Annotated in this window: 26 protein-coding genes and 3 tRNA genes; 17 read left to right on the top strand and 12 right to left on the bottom strand. The window is 26.7% G+C overall.

Features of this window, described 5'->3' with window-relative positions:
• Positions 1-110: 110 nt before the first annotated feature.
• From argS to ACNI3D_RS02110, 9 genes are all read right to left on the bottom strand, one after another.
• Positions 111-1,703, bottom strand: a complete 1,593-nt coding sequence (gene argS, locus ACNI3D_RS02150; RefSeq protein WP_419768082.1) for an arginine--tRNA ligase — start codon at positions 1,701-1,703, stop codon at positions 111-113.
• A gap of 10 nt (positions 1,704-1,713) precedes the next feature.
• Complete coding sequence (gene tatA / locus ACNI3D_RS02145; protein ID WP_129101002.1) at positions 1,714-1,947, bottom strand: twin-arginine translocase TatA/TatE family subunit; 234 nt, start codon at positions 1,945-1,947, stop codon at positions 1,714-1,716.
• Between the two features lie 78 nt (positions 1,948-2,025).
• Positions 2,026-2,412: a fluoride efflux transporter FluC gene (locus ACNI3D_RS02140; RefSeq protein ID WP_129101001.1), complete on the bottom strand. Its 387-nt coding sequence runs from the start codon at positions 2,410-2,412 to the stop codon at positions 2,026-2,028.
• Positions 2,412-3,101: a lysophospholipid acyltransferase family protein gene (locus ACNI3D_RS02135; protein ID WP_129101000.1), complete on the bottom strand. Its 690-nt coding sequence runs from the start codon at positions 3,099-3,101 to the stop codon at positions 2,412-2,414. Before ACNI3D_RS02135 ends, ACNI3D_RS02140 begins: the two co-directional genes overlap by 1 nt.
• Positions 3,082-4,281: a hypothetical protein gene (locus ACNI3D_RS02130; protein ID WP_419768081.1), complete on the bottom strand. Its 1,200-nt coding sequence runs from the start codon at positions 4,279-4,281 to the stop codon at positions 3,082-3,084. Before ACNI3D_RS02130 ends, ACNI3D_RS02135 begins: the two co-directional genes overlap by 20 nt.
• A 35-nt stretch (positions 4,282-4,316) precedes the next feature.
• Positions 4,317-4,991: a phosphoribosylformylglycinamidine synthase I gene (gene purQ, locus ACNI3D_RS02125; RefSeq protein ID WP_419768080.1), complete on the bottom strand. Its 675-nt coding sequence runs from the start codon at positions 4,989-4,991 to the stop codon at positions 4,317-4,319.
• Between the two features lie 4 nt (positions 4,992-4,995).
• Entirely contained in the window at positions 4,996-5,241 is a 246-nt protein-coding gene (gene purS / locus ACNI3D_RS02120) for a phosphoribosylformylglycinamidine synthase subunit PurS (protein ID WP_129100997.1), read from the bottom strand.
• Between the two features lie 67 nt (positions 5,242-5,308).
• Positions 5,309-6,277 (bottom strand): phosphoribosylaminoimidazolesuccinocarboxamide synthase, encoded by a 969-nt coding sequence (locus ACNI3D_RS02115; protein WP_419768079.1) that lies wholly within the window; start codon positions 6,275-6,277, stop codon positions 5,309-5,311.
• Positions 6,278-6,304: 27 nt separating this feature from the next.
• Positions 6,305-7,603, bottom strand: a complete 1,299-nt coding sequence (locus ACNI3D_RS02110; protein ID WP_419768078.1) for a S41 family peptidase — start codon at positions 7,601-7,603, stop codon at positions 6,305-6,307.
• 108 nt (positions 7,604-7,711) lie between these two features.
• On the opposite strand from ACNI3D_RS02110, the gene ACNI3D_RS02105 reads away from it, so the two are divergent.
• The 3 genes from ACNI3D_RS02105 to ACNI3D_RS02095 all read left to right on the top strand — a co-directional run bounded on the left by ACNI3D_RS02105 (position 7,712) and on the right by ACNI3D_RS02095 (position 11,553).
• Positions 7,712-8,290 carry a hypothetical protein gene (locus ACNI3D_RS02105; protein WP_129100994.1) on the top strand — a complete coding sequence of 193 codons (579 nt, stop codon included), beginning with the start codon at positions 7,712-7,714 and terminating at the stop codon, positions 8,288-8,290.
• 9 nt (positions 8,291-8,299) lie between these two features.
• Positions 8,300-9,271 (top strand): PQQ-binding-like beta-propeller repeat protein, encoded by a 972-nt coding sequence (locus tag ACNI3D_RS02100; RefSeq protein WP_419768077.1) that lies wholly within the window; start codon positions 8,300-8,302, stop codon positions 9,269-9,271.
• Positions 9,272-9,453: 182 nt separating this feature from the next.
• The gene (locus ACNI3D_RS02095) at positions 9,454-11,553 is read left to right on the top strand and encodes a PAS domain-containing sensor histidine kinase (RefSeq protein ID WP_419768076.1); all 2,100 of its coding nucleotides are present in this window, start codon (positions 9,454-9,456) and stop codon (positions 11,551-11,553) included.
• On the opposite strand, the gene ACNI3D_RS02090 is transcribed toward ACNI3D_RS02095, so the two are convergent.
• Positions 11,542-12,540, bottom strand: a complete 999-nt coding sequence (locus tag ACNI3D_RS02090) for a tRNA pseudouridine(13) synthase TruD (protein ID WP_419768075.1) — start codon at positions 12,538-12,540, stop codon at positions 11,542-11,544. The genes ACNI3D_RS02095 and ACNI3D_RS02090 overlap by 12 nt on opposite strands.
• A 325-nt stretch (positions 12,541-12,865) precedes the next feature.
• On the opposite strand from ACNI3D_RS02090, the gene ACNI3D_RS02085 reads away from it, so the two are divergent.
• The 13 genes from ACNI3D_RS02085 (at position 12,866) to ACNI3D_RS02025 (ending at position 22,744) form a co-directional block, all read left to right on the top strand.
• Positions 12,866-13,705: a flagellin gene (locus ACNI3D_RS02085; RefSeq protein ID WP_419768074.1), complete on the top strand. Its 840-nt coding sequence runs from the start codon at positions 12,866-12,868 to the stop codon at positions 13,703-13,705.
• 123 nt (positions 13,706-13,828) lie between these two features.
• On the top strand, positions 13,829-14,461 hold the full coding sequence (locus ACNI3D_RS02080; protein ID WP_419768073.1) for a hypothetical protein: 633 nt from the start codon (positions 13,829-13,831) through the stop codon (positions 14,459-14,461).
• Between the two features lie 65 nt (positions 14,462-14,526).
• Positions 14,527-14,611 (top strand) — tRNA-Tyr (locus tag ACNI3D_RS02075).
• 5 nt (positions 14,612-14,616) lie between these two features.
• Positions 14,617-14,692 (top strand) — tRNA-Phe (locus tag ACNI3D_RS02070).
• Between the two features lie 171 nt (positions 14,693-14,863).
• On the top strand, positions 14,864-15,958 hold the full coding sequence (locus tag ACNI3D_RS02065) for a tyrosine-type recombinase/integrase (RefSeq protein ID WP_419768072.1): 1,095 nt from the start codon (positions 14,864-14,866) through the stop codon (positions 15,956-15,958).
• 35 nt (positions 15,959-15,993) lie between these two features.
• Positions 15,994-16,761 (top strand): hypothetical protein, encoded by a 768-nt coding sequence (locus ACNI3D_RS02060; RefSeq protein ID WP_419768071.1) that lies wholly within the window; start codon positions 15,994-15,996, stop codon positions 16,759-16,761.
• 117 nt (positions 16,762-16,878) lie between these two features.
• Entirely contained in the window at positions 16,879-17,085 is a 207-nt protein-coding gene (locus tag ACNI3D_RS02055) for a hypothetical protein (protein ID WP_419768070.1), read from the top strand.
• A complete protein-coding gene (locus ACNI3D_RS02050; RefSeq protein ID WP_419768069.1) occupies positions 17,072-17,272 on the top strand; it encodes a helix-turn-helix transcriptional regulator in 201 nt (66 codons plus the stop codon). The genes ACNI3D_RS02055 and ACNI3D_RS02050 overlap by 14 nt, the downstream gene beginning before the upstream one ends.
• The gene (locus ACNI3D_RS02045; protein ID WP_419768068.1) at positions 17,272-17,466 is read left to right on the top strand and encodes a hypothetical protein; all 195 of its coding nucleotides are present in this window, start codon (positions 17,272-17,274) and stop codon (positions 17,464-17,466) included. Before ACNI3D_RS02050 ends, ACNI3D_RS02045 begins: the two co-directional genes overlap by 1 nt.
• Before the next feature lie 131 nt (positions 17,467-17,597).
• Positions 17,598-17,849, top strand: coding sequence for a hypothetical protein (locus ACNI3D_RS02040; RefSeq protein ID WP_419768067.1), 252 nt, complete (start codon positions 17,598-17,600; stop codon positions 17,847-17,849).
• A 68-nt stretch (positions 17,850-17,917) separates the two neighbouring features.
• A complete protein-coding gene (locus ACNI3D_RS02035) occupies positions 17,918-19,735 on the top strand; it encodes a DUF3987 domain-containing protein (protein WP_419768066.1) in 1,818 nt (605 codons plus the stop codon).
• A gap of 1 nt (position 19,736) precedes the next feature.
• A complete protein-coding gene (locus ACNI3D_RS02030; RefSeq protein WP_419768065.1) occupies positions 19,737-20,795 on the top strand; it encodes a tyrosine-type recombinase/integrase in 1,059 nt (352 codons plus the stop codon).
• Between the two features lie 698 nt (positions 20,796-21,493).
• Positions 21,494-22,744 (top strand): PIN-like domain-containing protein, encoded by a 1,251-nt coding sequence (locus ACNI3D_RS02025; protein WP_419768064.1) that lies wholly within the window; start codon positions 21,494-21,496, stop codon positions 22,742-22,744.
• A gap of 168 nt (positions 22,745-22,912) precedes the next feature.
• Here ACNI3D_RS02025 and ACNI3D_RS02020 read toward each other — a convergent pair.
• Positions 22,913-22,989 (bottom strand) — tRNA-Arg (locus tag ACNI3D_RS02020).
• Between the two features lie 170 nt (positions 22,990-23,159).
• On the opposite strand from ACNI3D_RS02020, the gene ACNI3D_RS02015 reads away from it, so the two are divergent.
• On the top strand, positions 23,160-23,516 hold the full coding sequence (locus ACNI3D_RS02015) for a sirohydrochlorin chelatase (RefSeq protein WP_419768063.1): 357 nt from the start codon (positions 23,160-23,162) through the stop codon (positions 23,514-23,516).
• Positions 23,517-23,549: 33 nt separating this feature from the next.
• On the opposite strand, the gene ACNI3D_RS02010 is transcribed toward ACNI3D_RS02015, so the two are convergent.
• Positions 23,550-26,105: a methyl-accepting chemotaxis protein gene (locus tag ACNI3D_RS02010; protein WP_419768062.1), complete on the bottom strand. Its 2,556-nt coding sequence runs from the start codon at positions 26,103-26,105 to the stop codon at positions 23,550-23,552.
• Positions 26,106-26,138 lie beyond the last annotated feature (33 nt).

Genomic DNA, 26,138 nt, shown 5'->3' with positions numbered 1-26,138 from the left:
TCCTCTCATAACTTTTCCATAATTACCTGTGGCCTCTTTTGCTCCACCCATGTAACCTGTAACTATTGCTAAAGTAAGTATTGCGGCGAAAATAATAATAATCCATTTCATTACATTACCTCCTTGGCCTCGATTCCTAATAATTTTAAACCTGTTCTTATTGATAAAGAAACTACACTTAGTACTTTTAAATAACTATTCTGTTCTTGTGTCTCTAATATCTTATGTTCATTATAGAACTTATGAACTGAAGATGCAAGATTATACAAATAATCAGTTATTTTTTGCATATCCCTTTTTTCAAAAGCTTCATTTATAACTGTTGGTAAAAGTAAAGCTTCATAAATTAAGTTTATACTATCTTCGTTTAAATCTCCAAATTTTTCATTTATTACATCTTTTGGAGTTAAGTTTGCTTTTACAAATACTTGATTTATTCTAGCGTGGGCATAATTTATATAAAATACTGGATTTGAAGAATCTTGGTTTTTTAAAGTTTCTAAATCAAATTCCAAGTGTGTATCACTTTTTCTTGTCAAAAATACAAATCTTAAAGCATCAGCACCAATTTCATCAGAAATATCACTCATAAGAATGAAGTTACCTTTTCTCTTACTCATTTTATAAGGCTCTCCACCTTTTAAAAGTTGTACCATCTGAGAAAGAATAATTTCTAATTTAGATGAATCATTTCCTAAAAACTCAATTGCAGCTTTTACTCTTGTAATATATCCATGGTGATCTGCACCCCAAATATTTATGTATCTATCAAAGTTTCTATCATATTTATTTTTATGATAAATTATATCACCAGCAAGATAAGTAGGGATCCCATTGTCTCTTACGACAACTCGATCACTATCATCACCATGTGCTGTTGATTTTAAAAATATTTTCTCATCTTTTTCATACAAAGAACCATTTTTTTCTAAAACATTTTTTGTATCTTCCCATGAAGAGTATAAAGAGTTTTCTGAGATAAAAGTATCAAACTCTATTCCAATATCTTTTAAATCTTTTTTTATGATTTTTAGAACTTCATCTTTAGCAAACATTGCCATTTCTCTAAATCTTGACTCATCATTAAAGATGTCATCGCCAAAATTCTTTTGAATCTCTTTTGCAATATCAACTAAATATTCACCTCTATAATAAGACTCTGGATACTCAACTGTTTCATTTAATAAAAACTCACGTCCAGCTAATGATACAGAAAGACCAAGCATATCCATCTGAGCACCAGCATCATTGATATAATATTCTGTTTGCACATCATAACCCAAGTGTCTTCCAACACGAGCAAGTGTATCTCCAAAAATTGCACCTCTTGCATGACCAATATGAAGTGGTCCAGTAGGATTTGCACTTACATATTCTAAAAGAATTTTTTCATTTTTATTTTCACCTTTTGCAAATGAGTTTTCATCTTCAAAAAGTTTTGAAATAAGATTTTCTAAAAATGCATTAGAAAGTTTAAAATTAACAAATCCTTTTACTGCTGTTACATTATCAAAAATCTCTGAGTCATTAAACTTATCAGCTAATTCTTGTGCAATTTGCATTGGATTTTTTCGTAATTCTTTAGCCAAAGAGAATGCAACAGGTGTTGCAAAATGACCTAAAGATATATCTTTAGGTTTTTCTAAAACTAAATTTTCTAATTTTAGTATTTCTTCTATATGTTTTTTAACTAAGGTTTGCAACTACTAATCCCTAAACTTTTTTTGTATCTTCTGCATTAACTGATTTTTCAGCTTTTTTATCTTCTATTTCATCTGCTTTATCAGTTTTAACTACTTCTTCTTCATCATCTTCTTTAACTGCTTTTTTAAAGTTTTTGATTCCTGAACCTAAACCTTTTGCTAATTCTGGTATTTTTTTACCACCAAAAAGCAATAAAACAACCAACGCAATTAATATCCATTCCATACCACCTGGCATACCCATAGTATTCTCCTATATTGAACTTGTCATAAAATTAAGAGGATATTATATCTTCTTAATCCTTAAATAAATTGTACTTATTTATCTAAGCAAAAAGTGAATAAGTTTATATCCTCCACCAGCTGCTACGATTGTCCCAAAAAGATTTAAGAACATACTTGTAGTTGCAAGAAAAATTGAAGTATTAAGTAAAAAGTAACTCTCAATTGCGAAAGTTGAATAAGTAGTAAAGGCTCCTAAAAAACCTGTAGTTAAAAAAGATTTTAAAGTATCTGAAACTGTATAATGTAAAAAAATTGCAAATAAAACGCCAATGATGAAACTTCCTACAACATTTACAGTTAAAACGCCCCAAGGAAATTCTGACTTCATAGATAAATTCATATTATGAGTTATATAAACCCTAGAAATTGCCCCAAAAAAGCCTCCACATCCAACTGCTAAAATTGTTTGCCATGATAATGTCATTAGAGCTCTTTTTTCATTTCTATTGATAATATTTCTCTCATTTTTTCTTCTGTGTCTTTGTACCAATTAGTCGATTTATCTGCTTGAACTGGTTCTAAATAGATAATCTTCACAATACCAGGATTTGCATCAAGTTTTTGGGAATCAAGAATATTTTTTGTATTTATTATTATTAATGGTTGTACGCGTAAGTTTAACTTGTTTGCAACCATTGCAGCTCCTGGTTTAAAAGAGCCCATAGTTTTACCATCACCTCTTGTACCTTCAGGGAAAATAGCGATTGGTCTATTTTTAGATAATCTATCTTTTGCATCTTTTATTAGTTTTAACAAACCAGTTTTATTTTCTCTATCAATAGTAATCATGTCTGGAGCTTTCATAATATGACCAAAAAAGATTAGATTTGTAATCTCTTTTTTACCTACCCAAGCTAAGTGTTTATTATGAAGGTGTTCTATTACAATGATGTCTAATAAACTTTGATGATTCATAATTACCATATCACATGTTTCATCCATTTTTCCAACTTGTTCAAAAGTGATACCTAAAAAATATATTTGAAGTCTCATCCAAAGTTTTATAATTTTGTGTACATGATTTCTAAAAGTATACATCCCAATAACAACAAATGCAACACTAATTGTAAATTGTATTAATACAATTATTCCTCTAATTCTTGCTAAGATCATTTTCTTTAACCCATCCAATCATACTTTTATCACCTTCTCCTAAAATAACCTTTACAAAGTCACCTCTTTTAATAGAAACTTTCACTTCATATTCTTTATCAGTTTTTTGGAAAATAGTTGATTTCTTTGTAGGAAGAATATAAATATAACTATCCTTTTTTAATATTTTTGTTTTATTAGGAATAGAATAAAGAAGTAATATAATGGCACTTATTAATGCAATAATTAAATAAATTTTTTTTCTCTTCCAAATATATATTATAAAAAACAATACAAATAAACTTCCAAAAACGACTCTTTTGTAAAATAAGATATTACTTTTATTTGGATTTAAATCTGTTTGTGTACTTACTAGTTCATTTTCCAATACAATTGGAATATTGATAGTTATAAATTTTTTCTGATCACTGTTATAATAAGAAAAATCAATCTTTTTAGTATGAACAGGTAGAACTAAATAGTATAATAGATTTTGTTCAGGATAGTTATCATCAATAGTTGAAACACCTTGTTCTTTCACATTTTTTATATAAAAATCTTCTAGATTAGACTCTTTTGCATTGATATCCATAATCGTGATTAATTCATCATTATTATATTGTTTTGTTTTATAAGCATTTATTACTAAATTCTTTGCAATTATTGAAGAAAAATTTTCTATATTTTTACCAATTTCTGTGAAAGAAACTTTTTTTGCTTGTATATTCTCAACTTCAATTAAAACATTACTTTTATATATCGCAACTTGAAAAGTTGGTATTGCAAAATCTGATTGACTTGCTTTGAAATAGAACATATTTTCAAAGGTTTTATCTTCAACTTCTGTCCAAGGAGATTGAGGATTTATTACATTCATATTTTTTGAATTAATAAACCTTGTTTCTATTCTGTCATAATCATCACTTGTTATTATTGCTTTTAAAATAATTTCAAATCTTTGATTTTTGAAAATATTGTTTGGAAAAGATTTATAACTTAGGTATATATTTTTTTCTGCTGATATATCTTGTGCATCTGGCTTTATTATTTCTTGATAATAATCTGGTTTTAATTCTTCTGCTTTAGTGCTATTATTAGCATCAAAAACCGAAGTTTCAGTGTTAGTTAGCTCAGTACTATTTTGTGATTCATTTGCGAATAATGTAAGTGAAATGAGTAGTAAATAAAAAATATTCTTCATATTTTTCCTATTTTTAAGAAGTAGAAAACTACTTCTTAATTATTTAAAAAACCTTCTAGCATCTTAACACCATCATCACATCCAAGAAGTATTTCAATTGCTCTTTCAGGATGAGGCATAAGTCCATAAATATTTTTTTCTTTATTACAAATACCTGCAATATTTGAAACAGAACCATTTACATTTGAAAGGTTCCCTTTTTCATCACAATATTTTAACAATATTTGATCATTTTCTTCAAGCTCTTTTAAACCAGCTTCATCTATAAAATAATTTCCATCATGATGTGCAATTGGAATATTAACTACATCATTTACTTTTAATTTATTAAGAAATTTATTGTTATTGTTTATTACTTTTAAATGGTTATATTTTGAAATAAAATGTAATGAACTATTTCTTTTCATAGCACCGGGAAGAAGTCCAGCTTCAAGTAAAATCTGGAAACCATTACAAATACCTAAAATCTTTCCACCATTTGCTGCATACTCTTTTACTGATTCCATAATATTTGCAAATCTTGCAATCGCACCTGATCTTAAATAATCACCATAAGAAAATCCACCTGGAATAACTATTAAATCAACATTTTCAGGTAATACATTCTCTTTATGCCATATAATTTGAACATTAGCACCTAATTTTTCAAATGCATATTTTGTATCATACTCACAATTTGTACCTGGAAATTGTAATACTGCTACATTCATAATTCTACTCAGTAATTGTAATATTGTAATCTTCAATTACAGTATTAGCTAGTAATTTTTCACACATTTTTGTAACTTCAATTTGTGCTTCTTCTTTTGAGCTAGAATTTAATTCTAAAATAATTTGTTTTCCAATTCTTACATCTTTAACAACTTCTTTAAATCCTAAAGTGTCTAACGCATGGTGTGTTGCTTTACCTTGATCATCTAAAACACCTTGTTTTAACGCTACATTTACGATTGCTTTCATTTATTACCTTCAATTTATATTTTTGCGATTATATCTAAAACTAGCTGAAGTAGTTTTTCTAAAAAAACTATTTCTTAATAATGCTACTGTTTAATCTGTTATGGATAGTTTTATATCCATTTAAAACCTCATTCTTTATAGAATCAGGAACTTCAACATTCAATTTTTCCCCAGCTTTTAAATCTTTTGCTTTTTCTTTCCAATTGTTTTCTTTAGCAAAGTTTCTAAGAATTTGTTTATCCATTGAGATAAAGTTTTTAGCATCAAAGTTCTCTTTTGAGATAAATCTTGAACTCTCTGGAGTTAAAATCTCATCACCTAAAATCCATTCACCTTTTGCATTCACAAATGCTTCAAGTTTTGTATCTACAACAACTATGCCATTATCTTGCGCATATTGAGTAAACTCTTTAAAAAGTCTTTCTAAACTAGAGATAATTTCAGGAAATTTTTCTCTTACATTTTGAGAATTTAGAGGAATATCTTTTACACCTTTTGTAGTTGGAGTAAAGATGGGAGTTTCAAATTTATGCCACTCATTTAAATCTGATGGTAAATTTAAACCATAAGGATCATTACCACTTTTTGTAGCTTCAAATAAAGAACCTGTTAAATAGTTTCTAAAAATAAATTCAAACTGTACAACATCTCCATTGATTTCAGCTTCTAAGGCTTTGCATAACTCCATTATTTGGCATCTTGGTGCTATACTTAAAGTAGGGTCTACATTTTCAGATAAAACAGCTGTTCTTATACCTGCTTTGTTTGCAAATTTAGCCCCACTATTTGAAATAGCTGTTTGCCAAACTCCCTTTTCTTCAATCTCTAAATTTAAAGGAATATCAAAAACTGAGCATCTATCACTTCTCACAAGTAATACTTTTGCTTCATCTCCTGGGCAAGTATAAAGATCAGCATTTTTTCCAATATAAAATAGGTTATAACCTAAATCTTCTAATTGTGCAATACCTTTTTGCGTAGTTGTTTTCTTTGATTGTGGCCAAAGACCAAGAGCTACAATATCACTAATATTCATTTATTTTCCTTTACTTATTTTTCATTTCTATTTATTTGTAATTATTAAACTTTTTAATATATCAACACCGGTTTTTAGTTGATTATCTTTAAATAGATCTTCATCTGTAATGATTTTTGTATCATCTTTTTTTACTTCTTTTTTTACTTCTTTTTCTTTTCCATCAACTTTTTCTAATTCACTTTTTAAATGTTTTTTTAAATCAGCTTCTTTTATCATAAAATCCATATCTGGAGCTTTTACAGCTTCACCTGGATAAGAAATAACATCAGGAGTAATACCTGTTGCTTGGATTGTTCTACCACTTGGTAAGTAATATTTTGCAATAGTTAATTTAATAGCTTCACTCTTATCAGAAGTAATTGGTAATACAACTTGAACAGAACCTTTTCCAAAAGTTTTTTCTCCAACTAAAATTGCTCTTTTATGATCTTGTAACGCACCACTTACAATCTCTGAAGCAGATGCACTACCACCATTTACTAAAACTATTAATGGTACTCTTGTCAATGTTTTTGAATAGTTTGCATTAAAAGTTTCTTCACTTGAAGCATCTCTACCTTTTTGTGAAACTATGATTCCTTTGTCTACAAATAAATCAGTTGTTCCTATTGCTTGAGTTAATAATCCACCTGGATTATTTCTTAAGTCTAAAATAATTCCTTTAGTAGCTTTAGCATCTTTGATTGCCTTAGTTAATCCATCTACAACATTTTTGTCAAAACTTGTAACTCTTAGGTATAAAATATCTTTTCCAATAGTTTTTGTTTTTACAGATTCTATTTTAATAATATCTCTTACAATCTTTATTTCTAAAGGTTTTCTCTCTGCTTTTCTAACAACAGTAAGTGTTATTGGAGTTTTAGGTTTTCCTCTCATTAAACTTACCGCTTCATCTAAACTCATATTTAAAGTTGATTTATCATCAATTTTTAAAATAATATCTTCTGATTTAATACCAGCTTCATATGCAGGAGTTCCATCAATTGGTGAAATAACAGTCAATGCTCCATCTCTCATTCCAACAGTAATTCCTAATCCACCAAATTCACCATCAGTTTGGATTTGCATCTCTTTGAAATACTTTTTATCCATATATGTTGAATGTGCATCCAATTCTTGCATTAAACCTTTTAATGCCTTATTTACGATTTCTTGTAATTTTAAATCATCTACATAATATTTTTCTACAGTGCCAATAACATTTGTTAATTTAGACAAAGACTCAAATCTACTTTGTTCTTCTTTTTTATCTGCTTTTACATCAGCGTGCAAAAAATTCAGTGAAATAACTAAAACTATAATTGATAATATAAACTTATTCATTTTAACCCCAGTGCTTTAATAGGTTTGTATTATATAGAACTTTTTATAAAAGTAAGATTTTATGAAAATTTTTGTACACTTATAACTAATTTTTTATAAGGTTAATCAATGAGTTTAAAAGACAATATGGATTTCGTAAAAGAGGGGCTTAGTAGTGAAGAAAAATTCCTAGAAAGCTTTGTTAGAGTTGAAAGAATTTTCAAAAAATATAAACTTATAATAATATCGGCTGTTGTGATAATTATACTTGCAATAGTAGCTATGTATCTTACTTCATATTTTAAAGAACAAAATACGGCAAAAGCAAACATTGTTTTTCAAGAATTATTGAAAAATCCAAATGATGAGAAAGCATTAGAGACGCTAAAAGGGCTTAATACAAATCTGCATGATATAGTTCTTTATAGTCAAAGAGATAATAAAAAAGATATTTCTATCAATGCTAAATTTTTTAAAGAATTATATGCATATGAAAAAGCCATGAAAGAACAAAATGTAAATAAATTAGGTGATCTTTCAATGGAAAATAATTTTTTATTAAAAGAGTTTGCAATATTTAATAAAGCATTAATTCTAGCAGAGAATGGGAAATATAAAGAATCAAAAGATGCTTTAAAATTGATCCCTGAAACATCACAAGTTAAAGATTTAGTTGCTTTACTAAATCATTACTTAATCACAAAATAAAGGTATATAATGAGACATTTATTAATTTTAATTTCAGCAATCATTCTATTTTCTGCTTGTTCTAAAAAGCAATATTTTGAACCAGAAGATACTTTGTCTTTTAATAAAAGTACTAAATCTATTGATTCAGACATTGTCTCATTTAATAGAGATGGTGCAACTTTAGATAATGGGCAATTTATTAGTGCACAAGGGGTTTCAAGTATAAAAATGCCTGAAGGTTTTCAATTCTTAAACCTAAGTGAAGGAAAAGTACTTTCAACAAATATAAAAGATAAAATTTATGTTGATAAAAAAGAGATAGTTACAAATACAGCTGTTGTTGCAGCATCGCTAAAAGATGATATTTTAGCAATAGTAAATAGTGATAATTCAATTATGGCTTATGACTTAAGAGATGGGAAAATCATTTTTAAAGAGTATTTAACAAAATCTTTAGCAAATGATACAAGAATTGCAGCGCCTTATTTTATGCAAAATCTTATTTTATTTCCAACATTAGATGGTAAGATTTTAGTTGTTTCTGCACAAAACTACAAAGTAGTTAGAAATATCATTGTTGATGCAGATAGTCAATTTAATAATATTATTTACTTAAATGTAGTAAATGACACTCTTATAGCAGCAAGTTCAAAAAAAGTTATCTCTGTTGGAGATGGTATTTTAAATATCAAACAATATGATTTAAGTGATATTATTGCACATGGAAAAGATATCTATTTAGCAACAATTGATGGTCAAATTATTAAAACTGATATTTCACTAAATGTAATGAATAGAAAAAAATACAAATTTGCTAAATTTTATGCCTTAGCTTATGGTGATTCTTTATATGCCTTAGAATCTCAAGGATATATGATAAATATCTCAGATGATTTTAAAACTGATAAAATATATGATTTTTCTTTTGACGAAGAAGATAAAGTAATAGTTTTTGGAGATACTATGTATATCAACAATGAATATGTTAAATTAAAGTAGAAACTTCTACTTTAATTTAATCATGTAAATATCTCTTCTAAATCCTCTTATTTATATAAAATAATTTAATTACACCAAAAATTCATTTTTCTTACTTTGTTCATATTTTAATATTAATAGAGTATAATTAATTGATTTATATATAAAATTATTAGATGATTAACAATTAAATAGGACTTTTAGTGCAATATTCTACAAAACCAATTTATCTACTTTTATTAATTATACTTTTAATTTCTGCTTTTTCATGTGTTAACTATTTTCTATCAAACAAGATAGAAGGATTGACTAAAAATAAATATTTGCAAACTTCAAATAGTTTAAAAAATCAAATTAAAGAAGCAATATTTAATAAAAAGAATTCAACTTTTAATGTTGCATTAGCACTATCAGAAGATAATAACTTCAAAAAGTTTTTAAAAAATGAAAAAGTTCCTTATCCTAGTTTAAATGTTGTATCTGAAAAAATAAAAAAATATAGCAACTTCAAAAATCTATGGATACATTTAATAGATAAGAATGGAATAAGTAAATATAGAAGTTGGACAAAAGAAAAAAATGATAATGTTTCAACAATAAGAAAAGAGTTACCAACTTTATTAAAGAACCCAAAAGTCGTCTCAATAATAAGTGTAGGTATATTTGATATAACTTTTAAAAATATTGTTCCAATTTATGATGGAAATCAATTTTTAGGTTTAGTTGAAGTAATTACAAAAATGAATTCTATTGCAGAAGAGTTTAAAGAAAAAGGAATTGATTTAATTATTCTTGCAGATAAAGAATTTAAAAATCAAATTAAAAAACCTTTTACAAAAGATTTTATAGGCGATTATTATGTAGCAAATTTAGATGCTAAAAGTGAATTAAAAAAAACCGTAAAGGAAAATATTGATGAATTTTTATCAATAAAAGATTATAAATTAATTGATAATCACATAGCCACTACATTTACATTAAAAAATGAAAAAGAATCCAATATTGGATATTTCATAATCTTTAAGCAAAAAAAAGAGATAGACTTAAATGATATCTATGAGTTTGACAAATTTATTAAATTTATTGGTATTCTTTTAACCTTAGCAGTAATTGCTATTTTTAGTTCAATTCATTTTTATAATAAATCAAAGTATACAACTGAATTAGAAAAAAATGTAAAAAGAAGAACTCAAGAATTAAACGAACTAACAAAAAAATATCACCAAATTTTTGAAGGCTCAAAAGCAATAAAAATTATATATGATCCAATAACATTAAATATAATTGATATTAATGCTTCTGCAATTAATTTTTATGGTTATAAAAGAGCAGATTTTATAAATTTAAAAGCAAATGACATATCAATGTCTACAGTAGATAAACAAAAAAAAGAATTCATTAATATATTAGAAAATAGACAAAATGTCTTTATTTCTAAAAATATTTTGTCTAATGGAGAAATAAAAGATGTGGAGATTTATGCTTCTGCAATACAAATAGATAAAAAGACTTTTGTTTATTCTATTATCAGAGATATAACAGATGAATTAAAAGAAAAAAATGAGTTTAATAAAAAACAAAAACTCTTTTATCAACAAGCAAAAATGGCCTCAATGGGTGAAATGCTTGAAAATATTGCACACCAATGGAGACAACCACTTTCAACAATAACAACAGCCGCAAGTGGTGCAAAAATAAAAAAAGAATTTGGAGACTTAGATGATGAATTCTTTTATGATTCAGTTGACTTAATAATAAGGGCTGCAACTTATCTTTCACAAACAATTGATGATTTTAGAGACTTCTTTAAACAAAGTAAAAACAAAGAAAATTTTAAACTTTCTACACTGATAAATACTTCTATAAAATTAGCCAACATTAAAAATACCGATATAGAAATAGTTACAGTTTATGAAGACTGCGAAATTCTTGGGTATAAAAACGAATTAATTCAAGTATTTCTCAATATCTTCAGTAATGCTAAAGATATTTTAAATACTACAAAAAGTGTTAATAAACTAATAAAAATAGAAATAGAAAAAACTAATAACAATATAACATTTTCTATTCTAGATAATGCAGGAGGGATAAAAGAATCAGATATTGAAAAAGTATTTGAACCTTATTTTACAACTAAACACAAATCTCAAGGAACTGGTATTGGTCTTTATATGAGTGAACAAATTATCACAAAACATTTTGGTGGTGAAATTAATGTTCAAAATATAAACTTTTTATATAAAGACAAAGAATACTTTGGAGCAAATTTTAAAATAAAAATACCAATTAGTTTAAACTCTTAGATTTTGATTTGCAATATTCTCCACTACAACTGTAGCATATGAAGCTTTGGGAAGTGTAAATTTTAGTTTACACTTTTTATTTTCAACATCATAATTTACAAAAATATCTTTTGGAAATATAATAGCATCTCTTCTTAAACCTTTTTCTTGAATATAAGTATCATCAAACTCTTTTTCAATAAGTTGTGCTTCATTTCTTGCTCTATAAACTTCTCTTCCACATAAAAGTCCTGTAGGAACAATTCTTTTATCTTCAAAGTCTTTTATTATCTTTTCATTTATTTTATTTGGTGTAAAAAACTTCAAATCATCAAGTGACTTCATTACTTCACCATCTAATAATTTAAATTTACCATCAGACATTTCAACTCTTTTGGCAAGCCATTTATTAAATAAATCACTTTGATAAATAGAAATTAACATCTTTTCTAGTTTTCTATCTCTAATTTTCAAATCACCATAAATAATCTTATTGGCTTTTTCAAGGTTTTCTTTCACATCTTTACCAAATCTTTGATACCCAAAGAAGTTTGGCATACCATTTTTCCCAAGTTCATGCAATCTTTTTTCAATAATACCCACATCACAAGATTCAACTTCGTGAAGATTTATTTCAAATGAGTTACCAATCAAATCACCAATATTTAGTTTTGTACTGTGTAAAAAGGTCTCTAATATTTTTATTTTTGGGTGTTTAAATTTTTTTATATCTTTTGCATATTTTCTAGGTATTGAGATGTGTTGAGTGGTAGTTGCATTTTTATCTTTTAATCCAGCATAACCTATTTCATTATCATATATATTTAGATTTCTAGCAAGTGAATCAATTAAATCCCAAGTTCCCAATCTCTCTTTTTCTATTTTTAAAATTATAAAATTACCTCTATTTGTAAATTTTATTGGATTTTCTGTAACAATAAAATCTTCTTTGTTTTGGTAGAACTTAAATTCTAGGGGCTTATAATTTTGTAAAAAAACTCTTTTCATCTCTAACCTTTTTAATAATTTTGACATAATACCCAAATTATTATTGATTTAAAAAGATTTTAGACATAAAAAAAGGCACCTAACCCTTTAGAGTGCCTTTTTTAACTGATTTAATTTTATTTCAAGGAGAACTTTAATCTTAGTAAACAAGCCTAGTGTTCGCGCTTCCTATTTACTTATAAATTTATTATACGATTATTGAGTTAACTATGAAACAACAAAAGGTTAACAAAAGGTTAACAAAAGATTATATTAGTATTAATGCTTAAAGTTGGTTTAATACTAGTAGTTGTAAAATAAAGAAAAACTGAAGAAAGGAGACTCAATGACTATATCAAATGATTATACTAATTATTTATATGTACCAGAAGAGCTTCAAGGAGTCAGGTCAAGTAATCCTTTAGAAAAGATTGCAACAAATAAAGAATTAACAAAAGCATCAGATGATCCTGCACTTTTAGCTATTTCTGAACAATTAAATTATCAACAAAGTGGATTAACTCAAGGTGTTGAAAATATCAATAGTGCTTTATCTTATTTACAAATAGGAGATAGTGCACTAGGGGAACAATCTGATATTTTAGACACAATTAGAGAAAAAACTTTACAAGCAGCAACTGATACAACAAGTGATGATCAAAGAAATATTATTAGAAATGATATTACTAAACTTTTAGAACAATTTGATAACATTGCCTCAAGTACTAGTTATGGTGATAACTCTATTTTGCAAAATAGTCGAGATGATAAAGGGGAAAGTGATACTTTTGATGTTCAAACAGGCACTGATTCTCAAGACAATACAACACTCAATCCACTTCAATCAAATACCCAAGGTTTAGGATTAGATGGATTTTTGCAAGGTGGAACATTTTCAGCTGATGATGCAAGAACATTCTTAGATACAATTGATCAAGCATCTTCAAAACTTCAAGATTTTAGAAGTGATATTGGTTCTACTGCACAACAATTAGAATCTTCATATACTTCAATGTCATCGCAAGTTGTAAATAATGGTTCAGCATTATCTACTATTTCAAATGTAGATTTTGCAAAAGAAGTATCAAGCTTCTCAAAACAAAATATTTTGGCTCAAATTGGTTCTTTTGGACAATCACAAGCTAATAATATCAATCAACAATCAGTATTAAGACTTCTTTCTTAAGGAAAAAGTCTTAACTGATGAATTTCCCCTTTTCTAATCACATAAAAGGATTTTATTATTTATCTAATAGATGAGGAAATAATTTCCAATGAACAAATATTAAGAAATCATATTTATCCAAATATGAAAGAGAATTACTATGCCTGTGAGCACTTTTCTCCTTCTTTATATATAAAGTTAGCCCAAGCAGGTTTTATTAGCACTATAGCTACTTTAGCAAACAATAAAAGCTATTTACTTCCAGAACTTCAGTTTGAATATGCCGTTTTGTACTTTGAAAATCTTCATATAAGTAAAAAAATAAAGAAGTTATTAAAAAAGAATACTTATTTATTTGTCAAAAATAAAGATATAAATCAAATTATAGAAAAAATAAATCAATTTCACAAAGATTCATGGATAAATCAAGATTATAAAAATATGCTTTTAGATATATTTTCTAATAAGCATGAGAATTTTGAATTATTGACTTTTGAATTATATGATAGCAAGAATGATACATTAATTGCAGGTGAAATCGGGTATAAAGTTGGCAAAGTGTATACAAGTCTAAGTGGGTTTTCAAGTAGAGATAAAAAGTACAATAATTATGGTAAACTGCAATTAGTTCTTTTAGGACAACTACTTGAAAAAGAGAACTATGAGTTTTGGAATTTAGGTCATGCATGTTTGCAATATAAGCTTGACTTAGGCTCTATTATACTAAAAAGAGATGATTTTTTGAACCAATGGTTAAAATTTACGAAAAAAGACTGAACTTATACTCAAATTTCATATAACTTTAATCTTTTTTTGAATATTATTACGCTCTTCAAACAAAAGGTGAGGTTGGAGAGTGGTCAAATCCTGCGGATTGTAAATCCGCCGCCTACGGCTTCGAAGGTTCAAATCCTTCCCTCACCACCACTAGTGGCTCGGTAGCTCAGTCGGTAGAGCAAAGGACTGAAAATCCTTGTGTCGGCAGTTCGATTCTGCCCCGCGCCACCACTAGTCACTAAATACTATTCAATACCTTTCAATACTATAAGACCCATTTCACCGAATCCCTATTGATATGTTAAATACTTTAAGATATACTTCATTACTAACAAATACTTTTCAAATGTTACCTATTTGTTGCCTTTTTGTTAAATATAATGTTGCCTTTTAGGAATAGTAATGAATAATGATTTTTTACATAGTACAAAGTATGATGGAATATATTATAAAGAGTTAAAGACTTTATTTAATGGTAAGCTTGATTTATCGTTTTATGTAGTTTATAGAAGTAATGGAAAACAACTAAAAAAATCGGTTGGTAAAAAGTCACAGATGATGACAGCTGCTAAAGCATTTCAAATTAAAAATGATATTCTCTATGAAATTAGACATGGTATAAACAATCATACTAAAAAAGATATAACCTTTAAAAACATAATTGATAAATGGGAAGATGATAAAAAAAATAAACTGAAAGCAATAACTACTGATCTTCAAAGATTAGATAACTATTGCTCACACCTTTATAATAAAAAGGTTAATGATATTAATACAAATGATATAAAAGATATATATAACAACCTATTAGCTAAAGGCTTGAGTGAAACAACTTTTAAAAAGATATTCTCTGTCATAAAAAGAGTGATTAATCATGCAATAGAACATGAATATATTACATCTGCTCCAAACATAAAATTAAACATATCTATTAAAGAAAAAAAGGTAACAGAAACCTATTCTGATGAGATGATAGCTAGATACTTAAATGTAATTGATAATTATCCATATAGATTAATGTCTAAAATTGTTAAGTTTATATTTTGTACTGGCATGAGAAGAGCTGAGCCATTAAAGATAAAATGGGAAAACTACTCTTATGAAAATAGTACAATAAAAATCATAGACGCAAAAAGTGGGCATGATGAAACCTATTTTTTATCAAATAGTGCAAAAGATATAATAGAATCTCAAAGAGAAACTACAAAAGTCTATATCTTTGAAGAAACACCAGGGATACAAATAACTATAAGTAAACTAGCATTTCATGCTAATAAGATGAAATTAAAGGCACAATTACCTGATAACTATAGACCTCTTCATAGTCTTAGACATCATTTTGGTACACTACTTGCCAGACATGGATTAAATGCTTTTAAAATACAAAAGATGATGACTCACAAAGATATAAAAACCACTCAAAGATACATTGATTTAGCAGATAAAGAGATTATAGATGATTTAAACATGATTGAGCAAAAACTAACTATAAATTGAGTAAAATAACCTAAATTTATTAAAAAGTTATAAATATGGATGTAAATTATATAGTTGATGGTAATGGAAATAAAACACATGTCATTGTTAAAATAGAAGATTGGAATCTAATAAAAGAAAATTCAAGTAATAGTTCTATAAATAAAATAGAACAATTTTCTAGTGATAAAAAAATAAACTTAATTATGAGTTCTTATAACTTATTTATGGACATGGTAGCTGATTTTGATGTTACTGATTGGCAAGTTCATTTCAAAAATGTATTTAAATATATGAATTATATTGAAGCTAAAGATTTTGGACTATTATATTTATTAAGAAATGACACATTCCAATACATATTAAGAAAAGAAAATTTATTAGAAATATCTCAAGAACTTTATGAAAATTATAAAGTTAGAACTCTTGATGACAAAATTTTAAGTGAAAATGATATAAAAGCTCTAAAAGATATTTTATTTAATTCTGCATCTTCAGACTCCTTAATAAAAGAGTTTAATAGGTTTTATAAAATAGGAGATAAAGTTAATATTAAATTTAGAAAAGATGCTGAAATAAAACGGCTATTTATATATGATACTTTAAGAATAATTCCTAAGTTTTTTAAAACATTTGTTTCAATGATTGAACCCAAAGAAAAGGAAGAAATTGAAAAAGTTTTTTCTGATACATCAGACATAGAAGAACTGTTATCTCATTATATCTATAACTCTAAAAATTTAACACAAGTACAACGTGCATTCAAAGAAGCAGATGAACGTATAAATGGTACTTTGTGGGAAAAATACATATTCATACAATAATAAAATCTTAATATAAGTGTTTCAAAGTGTTTTAAACTATTGACAAGTGCAATAATTACTGCTAAAATTTCATAAGTGTTTTAAAGTGTTATAAAATGTTTATTAAAAGGAGTAATTATGAATGACAATTTTATCACCCCACAAGAAGTCTCATGTTTAACAGGACATACAGTAAGTGCATTATCAAACCTTAGAGTAAAAAAAGAAAAATTCCCTTTTTATAAAGTTGGTAGAAAAATATTTTATAAAAAGACTGAAATTCTTGCCATTATTGAAAGTGGTAAAGTAGAAGTAAATCAAGGGGCATCAAATGTTACAAAATGATGAATTCTTGACAATAGAACAAGTTATTAACTTAACTGGCTATTCAAAACAAACCTTAGCAAATTGGCGCTCTACAAAAGAAATTTTCCCTTTTTATAAAAGAGGGAGAAAAGTCTTATATAAAAAATCAGAAATTGTATCAATCATTGAGAATGGAAAAGTTGAACTAAATCAAGGTGACAGATAATGGATTTATTTGAATTAAAAAATAAATTGAGAATTGAACTTGATAATGGACAAACAATTGAGAATTTAGTTGAATATGTTATTTGTGACTTTGATAGAACAAATACAATAATCACAAAACATTATGCACAAAGTATAAATATTAGACACGCAACAAAGAAAAGACTTATACGTGAGTTTATATTCGAATTATAATCTAAATTAGGAGGTGTAACTAAAAAGTAGAATTTGTATATAAAAGGACAGCAATGAAAAATATTAGGTGTTCATCTTACTAACTGCAATTAGCAAGATGAATTAAATTTATCATATGAGAAAGGCTCAACATGAATAAAAATATAAGTAACAATATATCAAATATTGTATTAACTGCATATAAAAATGCACAAAATGGGAAAACTTTAGATGTAAATAACATCATAAAAAGTTCAATAATTAGTGTAGGAATTAATATCCTAAAAAATGAATTTACAGGACAAACCAAAAGAACATCTAAAATAGAAAAAACAGTCTTTATAGGTGGGCTTTTATTACTTGGCTTAAATTATGTAGGGAACAAACAAACTCTTAATTATTAGGAGTATAAACATACTTTGGAGAGCTCTCTTAAAAAGCTCTCTAAAATATTCAAACAATAAGGTTGGACATGAGTAATTATAACATACCAAATAATAAAAGTACAATTGATACAGTTCATACTATAAATATTGAAAAAACTGTTTTATGTAGCTTTTTATTTGATTATAAACAATTTGACAAAATGCATTCTAAATTAAGCAAAGAATCATTTTATGCAGATGGTCACAAAAAGATTTTTGAATCTATGTTAAGGCTTCACAAACAAAATAAACCAATAGATGAAGAATTTATAAAAAAAGATTTGAACTCTGATGAATATGATCATATCCTTATAGATATTTTGTCATCAAATCCAATAACCAACTTATCCCAATATATAGAAACACTACAAGAAAATCATAGACAAAGAGAAGTTGATACAGCACTAAGCAAAGCACACCAACGAAAAGTAAAAGAAAACTTAAATAGCATTGCTTTTGGAAAAATATTAGAAAAAGAATTATCAAAGATTCAAAACCTTTATCAAGAAAAAAAAGAACATAAAGAGAGTAATAGTTGTCAAATAGACTTTACAAAGTTATCTCCCTTTTTAAGTAATTTGGTTAAAGATTTAATGCAAATAAATGACTACCCATCAAGTATGGCATTATCAACCGTCTTATCTTCAATGGCTGGATTAATTGGAGCAAGAGCTAAAATCACAAATGGCAAAAATATAACAGTATTTCCTGTAATTTGGAGTATTATTATTGCCCCATCAAGTCTAGCTGCTAAATCAACTTTATACCAATATACTAAAAAATGTATCTTTGGAAATATACAAAATGAATTATACGAAGAGTATGAAGGGAAACTTGAACAATACAAAATAGATATTAAAAACTTTAGAGAACTTGCAAAAGAAGATAGAAGAAATGAAGTTGAACCTGATAGACCAGAACCTAAACTTTTAGTATTTCAAAATGATGGTACACCAGAGGCTAAAATAAAATCATTACAAGACAATCAAAATGGTGGAATTATCTATTATGATGAAATGAGAGCAGAGCTTGAAAAGACAAATAATGATAAATCTTACAAGGCATTAAAAACATCCGCATTTGAGGGTGAGTTATTACATAAAAGATTAGTAAATGGTGGAAGTATCATATTAAAAAGACCTGTACTTTGTGAGGTTGGATTAATAACAGAACAATGGCTTTTAGAAGTTGCAAATAAAAATGACATAGCAAGTGGATTTATGGCTAGATATTTATTTAGTTATAACACCAGGGATGATTTTAAACCACTCCAAATAAAAGACTTCAATATCAATACTCATCAATATTCAGAGATAGGACAATTTGTAATTGATATGTTAGAAATAGATAGAGAAGAGCCTATTTTATTTAGATTGAATAACGAAGCACAAAAGTATTATATAAAATGGTTCAATGAATATAGTATAAGTGCTTATGAAACTGAAACAGATGAAGAGATAACCGCAACATATAGATTAACTACCTATGTACTCAAATTTGCTTTAGTTAGTTATATCTTTAATAGTGCATATAAAAAGATGGATATTATTAAGAGTGATAATATGTTAGAAGTTTCTTTAGAGTATGTAAAAGAAGCTATATATATTATGACAATATTTACTAATGAAAGTCATAAGGTCCTAGAACTATTTCAAAGAAATAAGATGTTGAACTATAAGATTGATAGTATCACTGTCAAACTACAAAAAAAGATTAGAAATACCAAAGAAAAAAGAATATCAAGAAGTGAAGCAACAAATAGCGTTAGAGGATTAAATAAAGAGAAGATTGATGAGCTTGTAGAACAAGGCTTATTTAGATTAGAAAAGATTGATAGAACTACATTTATTACGGAGGAAAATTAATATGAAATACTTATTAGATATAAAAGAAGAAACTACAGAGTCTTTTATTTTTTGGCTTAAAAAGTTTACTATTAATAAAGTTAATACAACTTCACAAAGACAAGTAGAAGACAAAGAAAAGATAAAAGATATATTAGCACAAATAGAATGTTCAAATACTATTGATGAATTAGAACATTACTTTAAATTAATGCGTAACAATGGCTTTAGTGGCTTTAATATATATCATCAAACATTAAAAAAACTATATGATTTTATAAAATTAAAAAATATCGAATCTCTTAAAAAGATAGATAATTCATTTTTAATTGAATATTTAAATCAAAGTACAAAATCCTTTAGTAATGCAACAAAGAAAAATTATAGAACAGTAATAACTATCTTTTTTAATTTTATTGATAAATATAATTACGATGAAGAGGATAAAAGATATAGCTATTATATTGACCTAAAAAATTGGGAAAGAAATAGTATTACTCCAGGTAAAAAAATGCCTATATATCTAAATGAAAGTGAATTAAAAGAGTTTTTTAGTTCTTTAGAAATTTATAAAAAACAAAACAATAGTACTTATAGAAATAGTTTTATATTAAAGCTAATTTTATTGACGGGATTAAGATCACAAGAAGCCATAAATGTTAAATATTCAGATATTGAAGAATACAACGAATTTTATAAAATTGGAGTTGTTGGAAAAGGCAATAAATATAGAGAAGTCTTACTTCAAAAGATATATTTAGAAAAGTATTTAAATACAAAGTATTTGGATAATAAAACTCATGATTTAGTATTTAAAAGTGATAAAGAAGAGAAACTAACTCAAGCATATATATCAAGAGCCGTTGAGAAAGTTTTAACAATGGCAAAAATTAAAAAAGCCAAAAAAGGTACTCATCTTTTAAGACATACATTTGCTACACAATTGTATAGAAAAAATAGAGATGTAGTACTAGTAAAAAATGCTTTAGGACACAGTGATATAAATACCTCAATGATTTATACTCATATTGATAATGAAGAATTAGTTAAAACAACTAACATAATGCATGATTTAATCTAAATACCTCAAATCACTACAGAATAAGCTCAAATGAGTGCAATTGTGGGATATGAGGAAATGAGAAATGAAATTGTATGAGGGAAAGGAAGAGGAAATGGGAAGAGGAAATGAGAAAATTGAATTCCATTTTTTATTCTGTTAAGTTCCTGCTGCTCTCTGTCCGACTTCCTGCTCCCTGCTCTCTGTTAAACTCTCTGTTAGTTCTGCAATAGTATTGCGGGTGTGCCATTTTTAGTCTCTTTTGTATTCTCTCCTATCTTTTTGTTTATGTGCTGTAATAGGACAGAAGCAGAACAATAAATTAAAAATATATTCCATTTTTTAATTGTCATCAATAAAAAAGTATATTTCTATATTTTATATAAAAAGTTAAACACCTAGAAAAGTTTTTCTTACTAAATAAAAATAATTTGATTCGATTGTTAGAATATTTTAAATAAATGAGATTAAGACAATTAAGACATTTTGTCTTAACTATGTCTTAACGAAAAAGGCATATATATAAAAATATAGAAGTGTAGTGTCTTAATGTCTTAATAATAAATAAATAATATCTTTTCTCCTATATATAGGTATCTATAAAGGTATATGAGATTAAGACGAAATTAAGACAATTAAGACATAATTAATAAGTTTTTTTACTAAAACTATTTTAAAGCATGAGATTAAGACATTAAGACAATATTTAAGGGCTATATATGAAAGATGTATTTTCAGGGTTTTATACTACAAGTCAAGAAGATTTAATTGAATTAGTTAATCAAGATAATATTTTATTTATTTTTGATACAAATGTATTATTATATTTATACTCATATACAAAAGAAACTAGAGATAATTTTTTTAAAATATTAGATAAATTATCTGGTAAAATATGGTTACCTTATCATGTGGGACTTGAATATCAAAGAAAAAGATTAGGAATAGTAAGAGATGAAAAAGCTATTTATAGAAAAATTAATACACACCTTGATAGTGTTAAAAAAATATTTGAAAAAGATTTAAAAGAATTAAACTTAAATATAAGAGAACCTAAATTATCTGATTTAACTCAAAAACTTAAAAAGAATATTGTAGAATTAATTGATAATTATCAAGAAGATGTCTCTGAGTTTGATGAAAAACAACCATGTGTAAACTCATCAGATGAAATAAGAAAAGAATTAGATAAATATTTCTTAAATAAGGTTGGAGTTAAGCCTACTAATGACTTTATTAAAGAAATCATAGAAGATGGTAAAACCCGATATTCTAACAAAGTTCCTCCTGGATATATGGATGAAAAAGATAAAAAAGGTTATCCAAATTTTTCATTTGAAAATATAGAGTATACTCCAATGTATGGAGATTTAATTATATGGAAACAAATAATTGAAAAAGCAAAAGATGAAAATATTAAGTCAATAGTATTTATAACAGATGATGAAAAAGAAGATTGGATTTATGAAATAGATTCAGGTGGAAAGAAAAAAATTGGTGCAAGAGCAGAATTAAGACAAGAGATACAAAAAGAAGCAGATATTAGTAATTTTGAAATACTTAGTACTACTAAATTTATGGAACTAGGAAAAACTAGTTTTTCTTTAGATATAACAGAAAAATCATTAAATGAAGCAGAAGAAAATATTTCTTTTCGTAAAAATAAAAGTTTAACTGATGCTATAAAAGATGTTGATATAAGTGGTGTACTATCTCTAGAAAGTACTAATGATTTTTCCTCATCAATTAGAAAATCATCTATAATGAGCTCTAACCTTAAACCAAAATTTCTGTTATTAATTGAAGAAATGACTGAAACTTTATTTATAAATAATCTTGTTGAAGAAATATCAAAATCTACTGATAAAATATCAAATGTATTTAGAGAGATTAAACTTAGAGAACATAGAGAAAATCTTAAAAAAATTCAAGAAGAAATAGGCAAATTAGAAAATAATAAAAATGATTAGTGCCTTTTTGTTGCCTTTTTATTTAAACTATTCATAGAAAACCCTTTTATATGGGTTTTTAAAACAAATGAAACTGCCCCGCGCCACCACTAGTTCAATCTACATTTTAATACAATCAAATTAAACAATTATCAACAATATATTTTATAAGTTTTGGGAATCTAAAAGTGGTACTCCCTAATGGATTCGAACCATTGGCCTACGCCTTAGAAGGGCGTTGTTCTATCCAGCTGAGCTAAGGAAGCATTTAAAGGTACAAATTATATCAAATATCTTTTATAATGTAATTAATGAAATTAAACAAGCCTATTAATTTAACACTAAGCTTTAATACATATTATATGAATTTATTTTATCATATTTAGCAAATAAATAAAACTTGCTACAAAACATCTATTATTAAAAAAGGAAAACAATGAGAGCATTATTATTAGTAGCGCATGGCAGTAAAAAAGACAAATCAAATGAAGAGTTTAGACATTTAGTAAAAGAAATAAAAGTACTTAATTCAAACAAGTATGAAAAAATAAAAAGTGCTTTTTTAGAATTTGCAGAACCTTCTATTGAAGAAGTTGTAAAAGAACTCTCTATAGAAAATGTTATTGAAATTAGTATTTATCCTTATTTTTTAAATTCTGGAAAACATGTGGTAAGTGATATTCCAAATATACTAATAGCCTTAGAAAATAAATATCCAAATATAAAATTCAAACTATTTCCACACTTTGGTTCATCACAAAAAATAAGCACAATAATATCAGAAGAGATATAAAATAGATCTATATCTCTTCGTAATTATTAGTTATTAAAAACTTTCCCATTCATCATCAGAACTACTCTGACTTTTGATTACTTCAACTTTTGGTTTAGATTCTTTTAAAGTAGTAGTCTCTTTTTTTACTTCTTTATTTTTATCAGAAGATTTTTCTACTTTTTTTACTTCTATTTTTTTTACAGGCACAGTAACTTTTGGTGTCTCATAATTAGAAATTTTTGCTTTTAAATCATTTTTCCCTCTAAACTCTTTTTCATTTGTAACTGTAACAATAAGTTTAGCTAACTCATCAGTTTCAACAGCAATTGAGTGAGTTGTATTAGATATAGCAACATTTTCTTGTGTTTGTTGGTCTAATCTGTTAACAGCATCATTTATTTGCTCAATACCAGCTCTTTGCTCTTTTGATGATTCTTCAATTGATTTTATTGTTTCTGTTGTTTTGTTGATATTTAGATGTAAGATTTCATAACCTTTAATCATCTTATCAGTTCCCTCTTTACCAGCATTTGTTTTTTGTGTTGCATTTTCAACTAAGGCTTTTATCTCTTTAGCTGCATCTGCACTTCTTGATGCTAGATTTCGAACTTCCGCTGCAACAACTGCAAACCCTTTTCCAGCTTCACCTGCAGTTGCAGCTTCAACTGCAGCATTTAGTGATAAAATATTTGTTTGGAAAGCTATTTGGTCAATCAATACAATTGCGTCAGCAATTGCTTCTGTTTGAGTATTAATTTCATCCATTGCAACAACAGTTGATTCAGCTAAAGTTTTACCTACATTAATTGATTCAACCAATTCATTAGAATATGTTGCCATTGTAGAAATATTATTTGTATTACTAACAATTGCAGAAGTTATCTCTTCTAGTGCTGCTGCTGTTTCTTCAAGTGATGCTGCTGTTGAAGTAGAGTTTCTATTTAATATATCAACATTTTTAAGTAGAACATCAGAACTTGCATCTAGTGTTAAACCATTTTGTTTATTCTCTTTTAACATATTGTTAATAATTTCTGACAGCTCATTTATAGCTACTTCAACTTTTCCTTGAGCATTTTGTATATTATCTCTAAAGTCAAGTTTTCCATAATTTGCTAGACAATCTAATATAATATTTGTATCTTTACCTATATTAGTTTCAAGATTATCTAACATTTCATTTAATTTATTTTGAAGTTTTTGTAAAGACTCATTTTCTGTTCTTTTTTCAACTCTATTGAATAAATACCCTTTTTCAATCTCTCCAACTACTCTTGTAACATCTTGAATTAACTCATCATCTTGTCTTATTAAAGATTTTGTTTTATCTAAATTTTGGTTTATTATCTTAGCCATTGCACCAATCTCATCATTTGCTGAGTCATCAAGATTATCAACATCAGGTTGTTCTTTATTTAAATATTTAAAGAATCCTAATAATCCATCTTGAAATTTATTTAAGGGTACAAAAATAGATTTGTTAGATAGCATTCCCATAATTGTCGCTAAGATAATCATAATAATAAAAATAATTACACAATTTCTTATAATTACTGATTTAATTTGAGCCTCAGTTTCATCATGCATTTGTAAAATTTTATCTTCAATATCATCCACATAAGCACCTGTTCCTATTATCCAATCCCAAGGACCAAATTTTTGAACATATGAGAATTTAGGTTGTGCAGCTTTTTTACCTGGTTTTGGCCATGTATATTTAACTAATCCACCCTCTTCTTTTGCATTAGCAGCTTTTACAATTTCTCGATACAAATATTTACCAGTCGTATCTTTTAAATCATACATACTTTTACCCACTGCACCTAGATTATTAGGATGTAAAACAATGACATGGTTGGAATCATTAATCCAATAATAACCATCTTTACCATATTTCATTTGTCCTATTGCTTTTAATGCTTCTTTTTTTAATTTATCAGTAACATTATCAACATATTCACCTGTTCCTACAACCCAACCAAATGGTTCAAAAAGTTTTACAAAAGATACCTTTTCTTGAGGTTTTTCAAAACCTGGCTTTGGCCAAACATAATCAACAAAGCCAGATCCTGATTTTTTTGCAACTTGTGCAAATTCGTAAAAAATTCTTTTTCCACCTTGATCTTTATATTCAGACATATCTTTACCATCTAGGTCTGGTTTTATTGGATGCATAATAATTTTTGCATCTAAGTCATTTATCCAAAAGTAACCTGTACTTCCGTATCTTGCTTTTTCTACAGAAGTTTTAACAATACTCTTAAGTTCTTCTTGTGAAACTTTTCCATTATACTTGTCATACTCCCCTTGCATGATTGATAACATAAATTCAGTTTGTTCTTTTAATTTAGCTTGAACTTCAACTTTTATTTTTTCAGGAGCTGTTCTTTCATGATAAGATTCTACTGTTTTCATGACTAAAGAGACATAGTTTTTTAATTCTTCTTCTTTAGTAGCATATGCACTTTCTTTAAATTTTTCTATTACTGTAGCAGATGTTTCTTGTAAAGAAATAACTGATTGCACAAGCATAACAGCAGAAACAATAACTATTGAACTTATAACTATAAGTAAAAGTCTTGCTTTTATCGATAATGATTTTAACATTAAATCCCCTTTTAATCTTTCTTCATAATTTGT

The organism is Arcobacter siniprincipis (SeqCode), assembly GCF_048571125.1.
Lineage (GTDB): Bacteria > Campylobacterota > Campylobacteria > Campylobacterales > Arcobacteraceae > Arcobacter > Arcobacter siniprincipis.
Note: the sequence above shows the minus strand (reverse complement) of the source record. Positions and strands in the feature narration are given on the sequence as shown.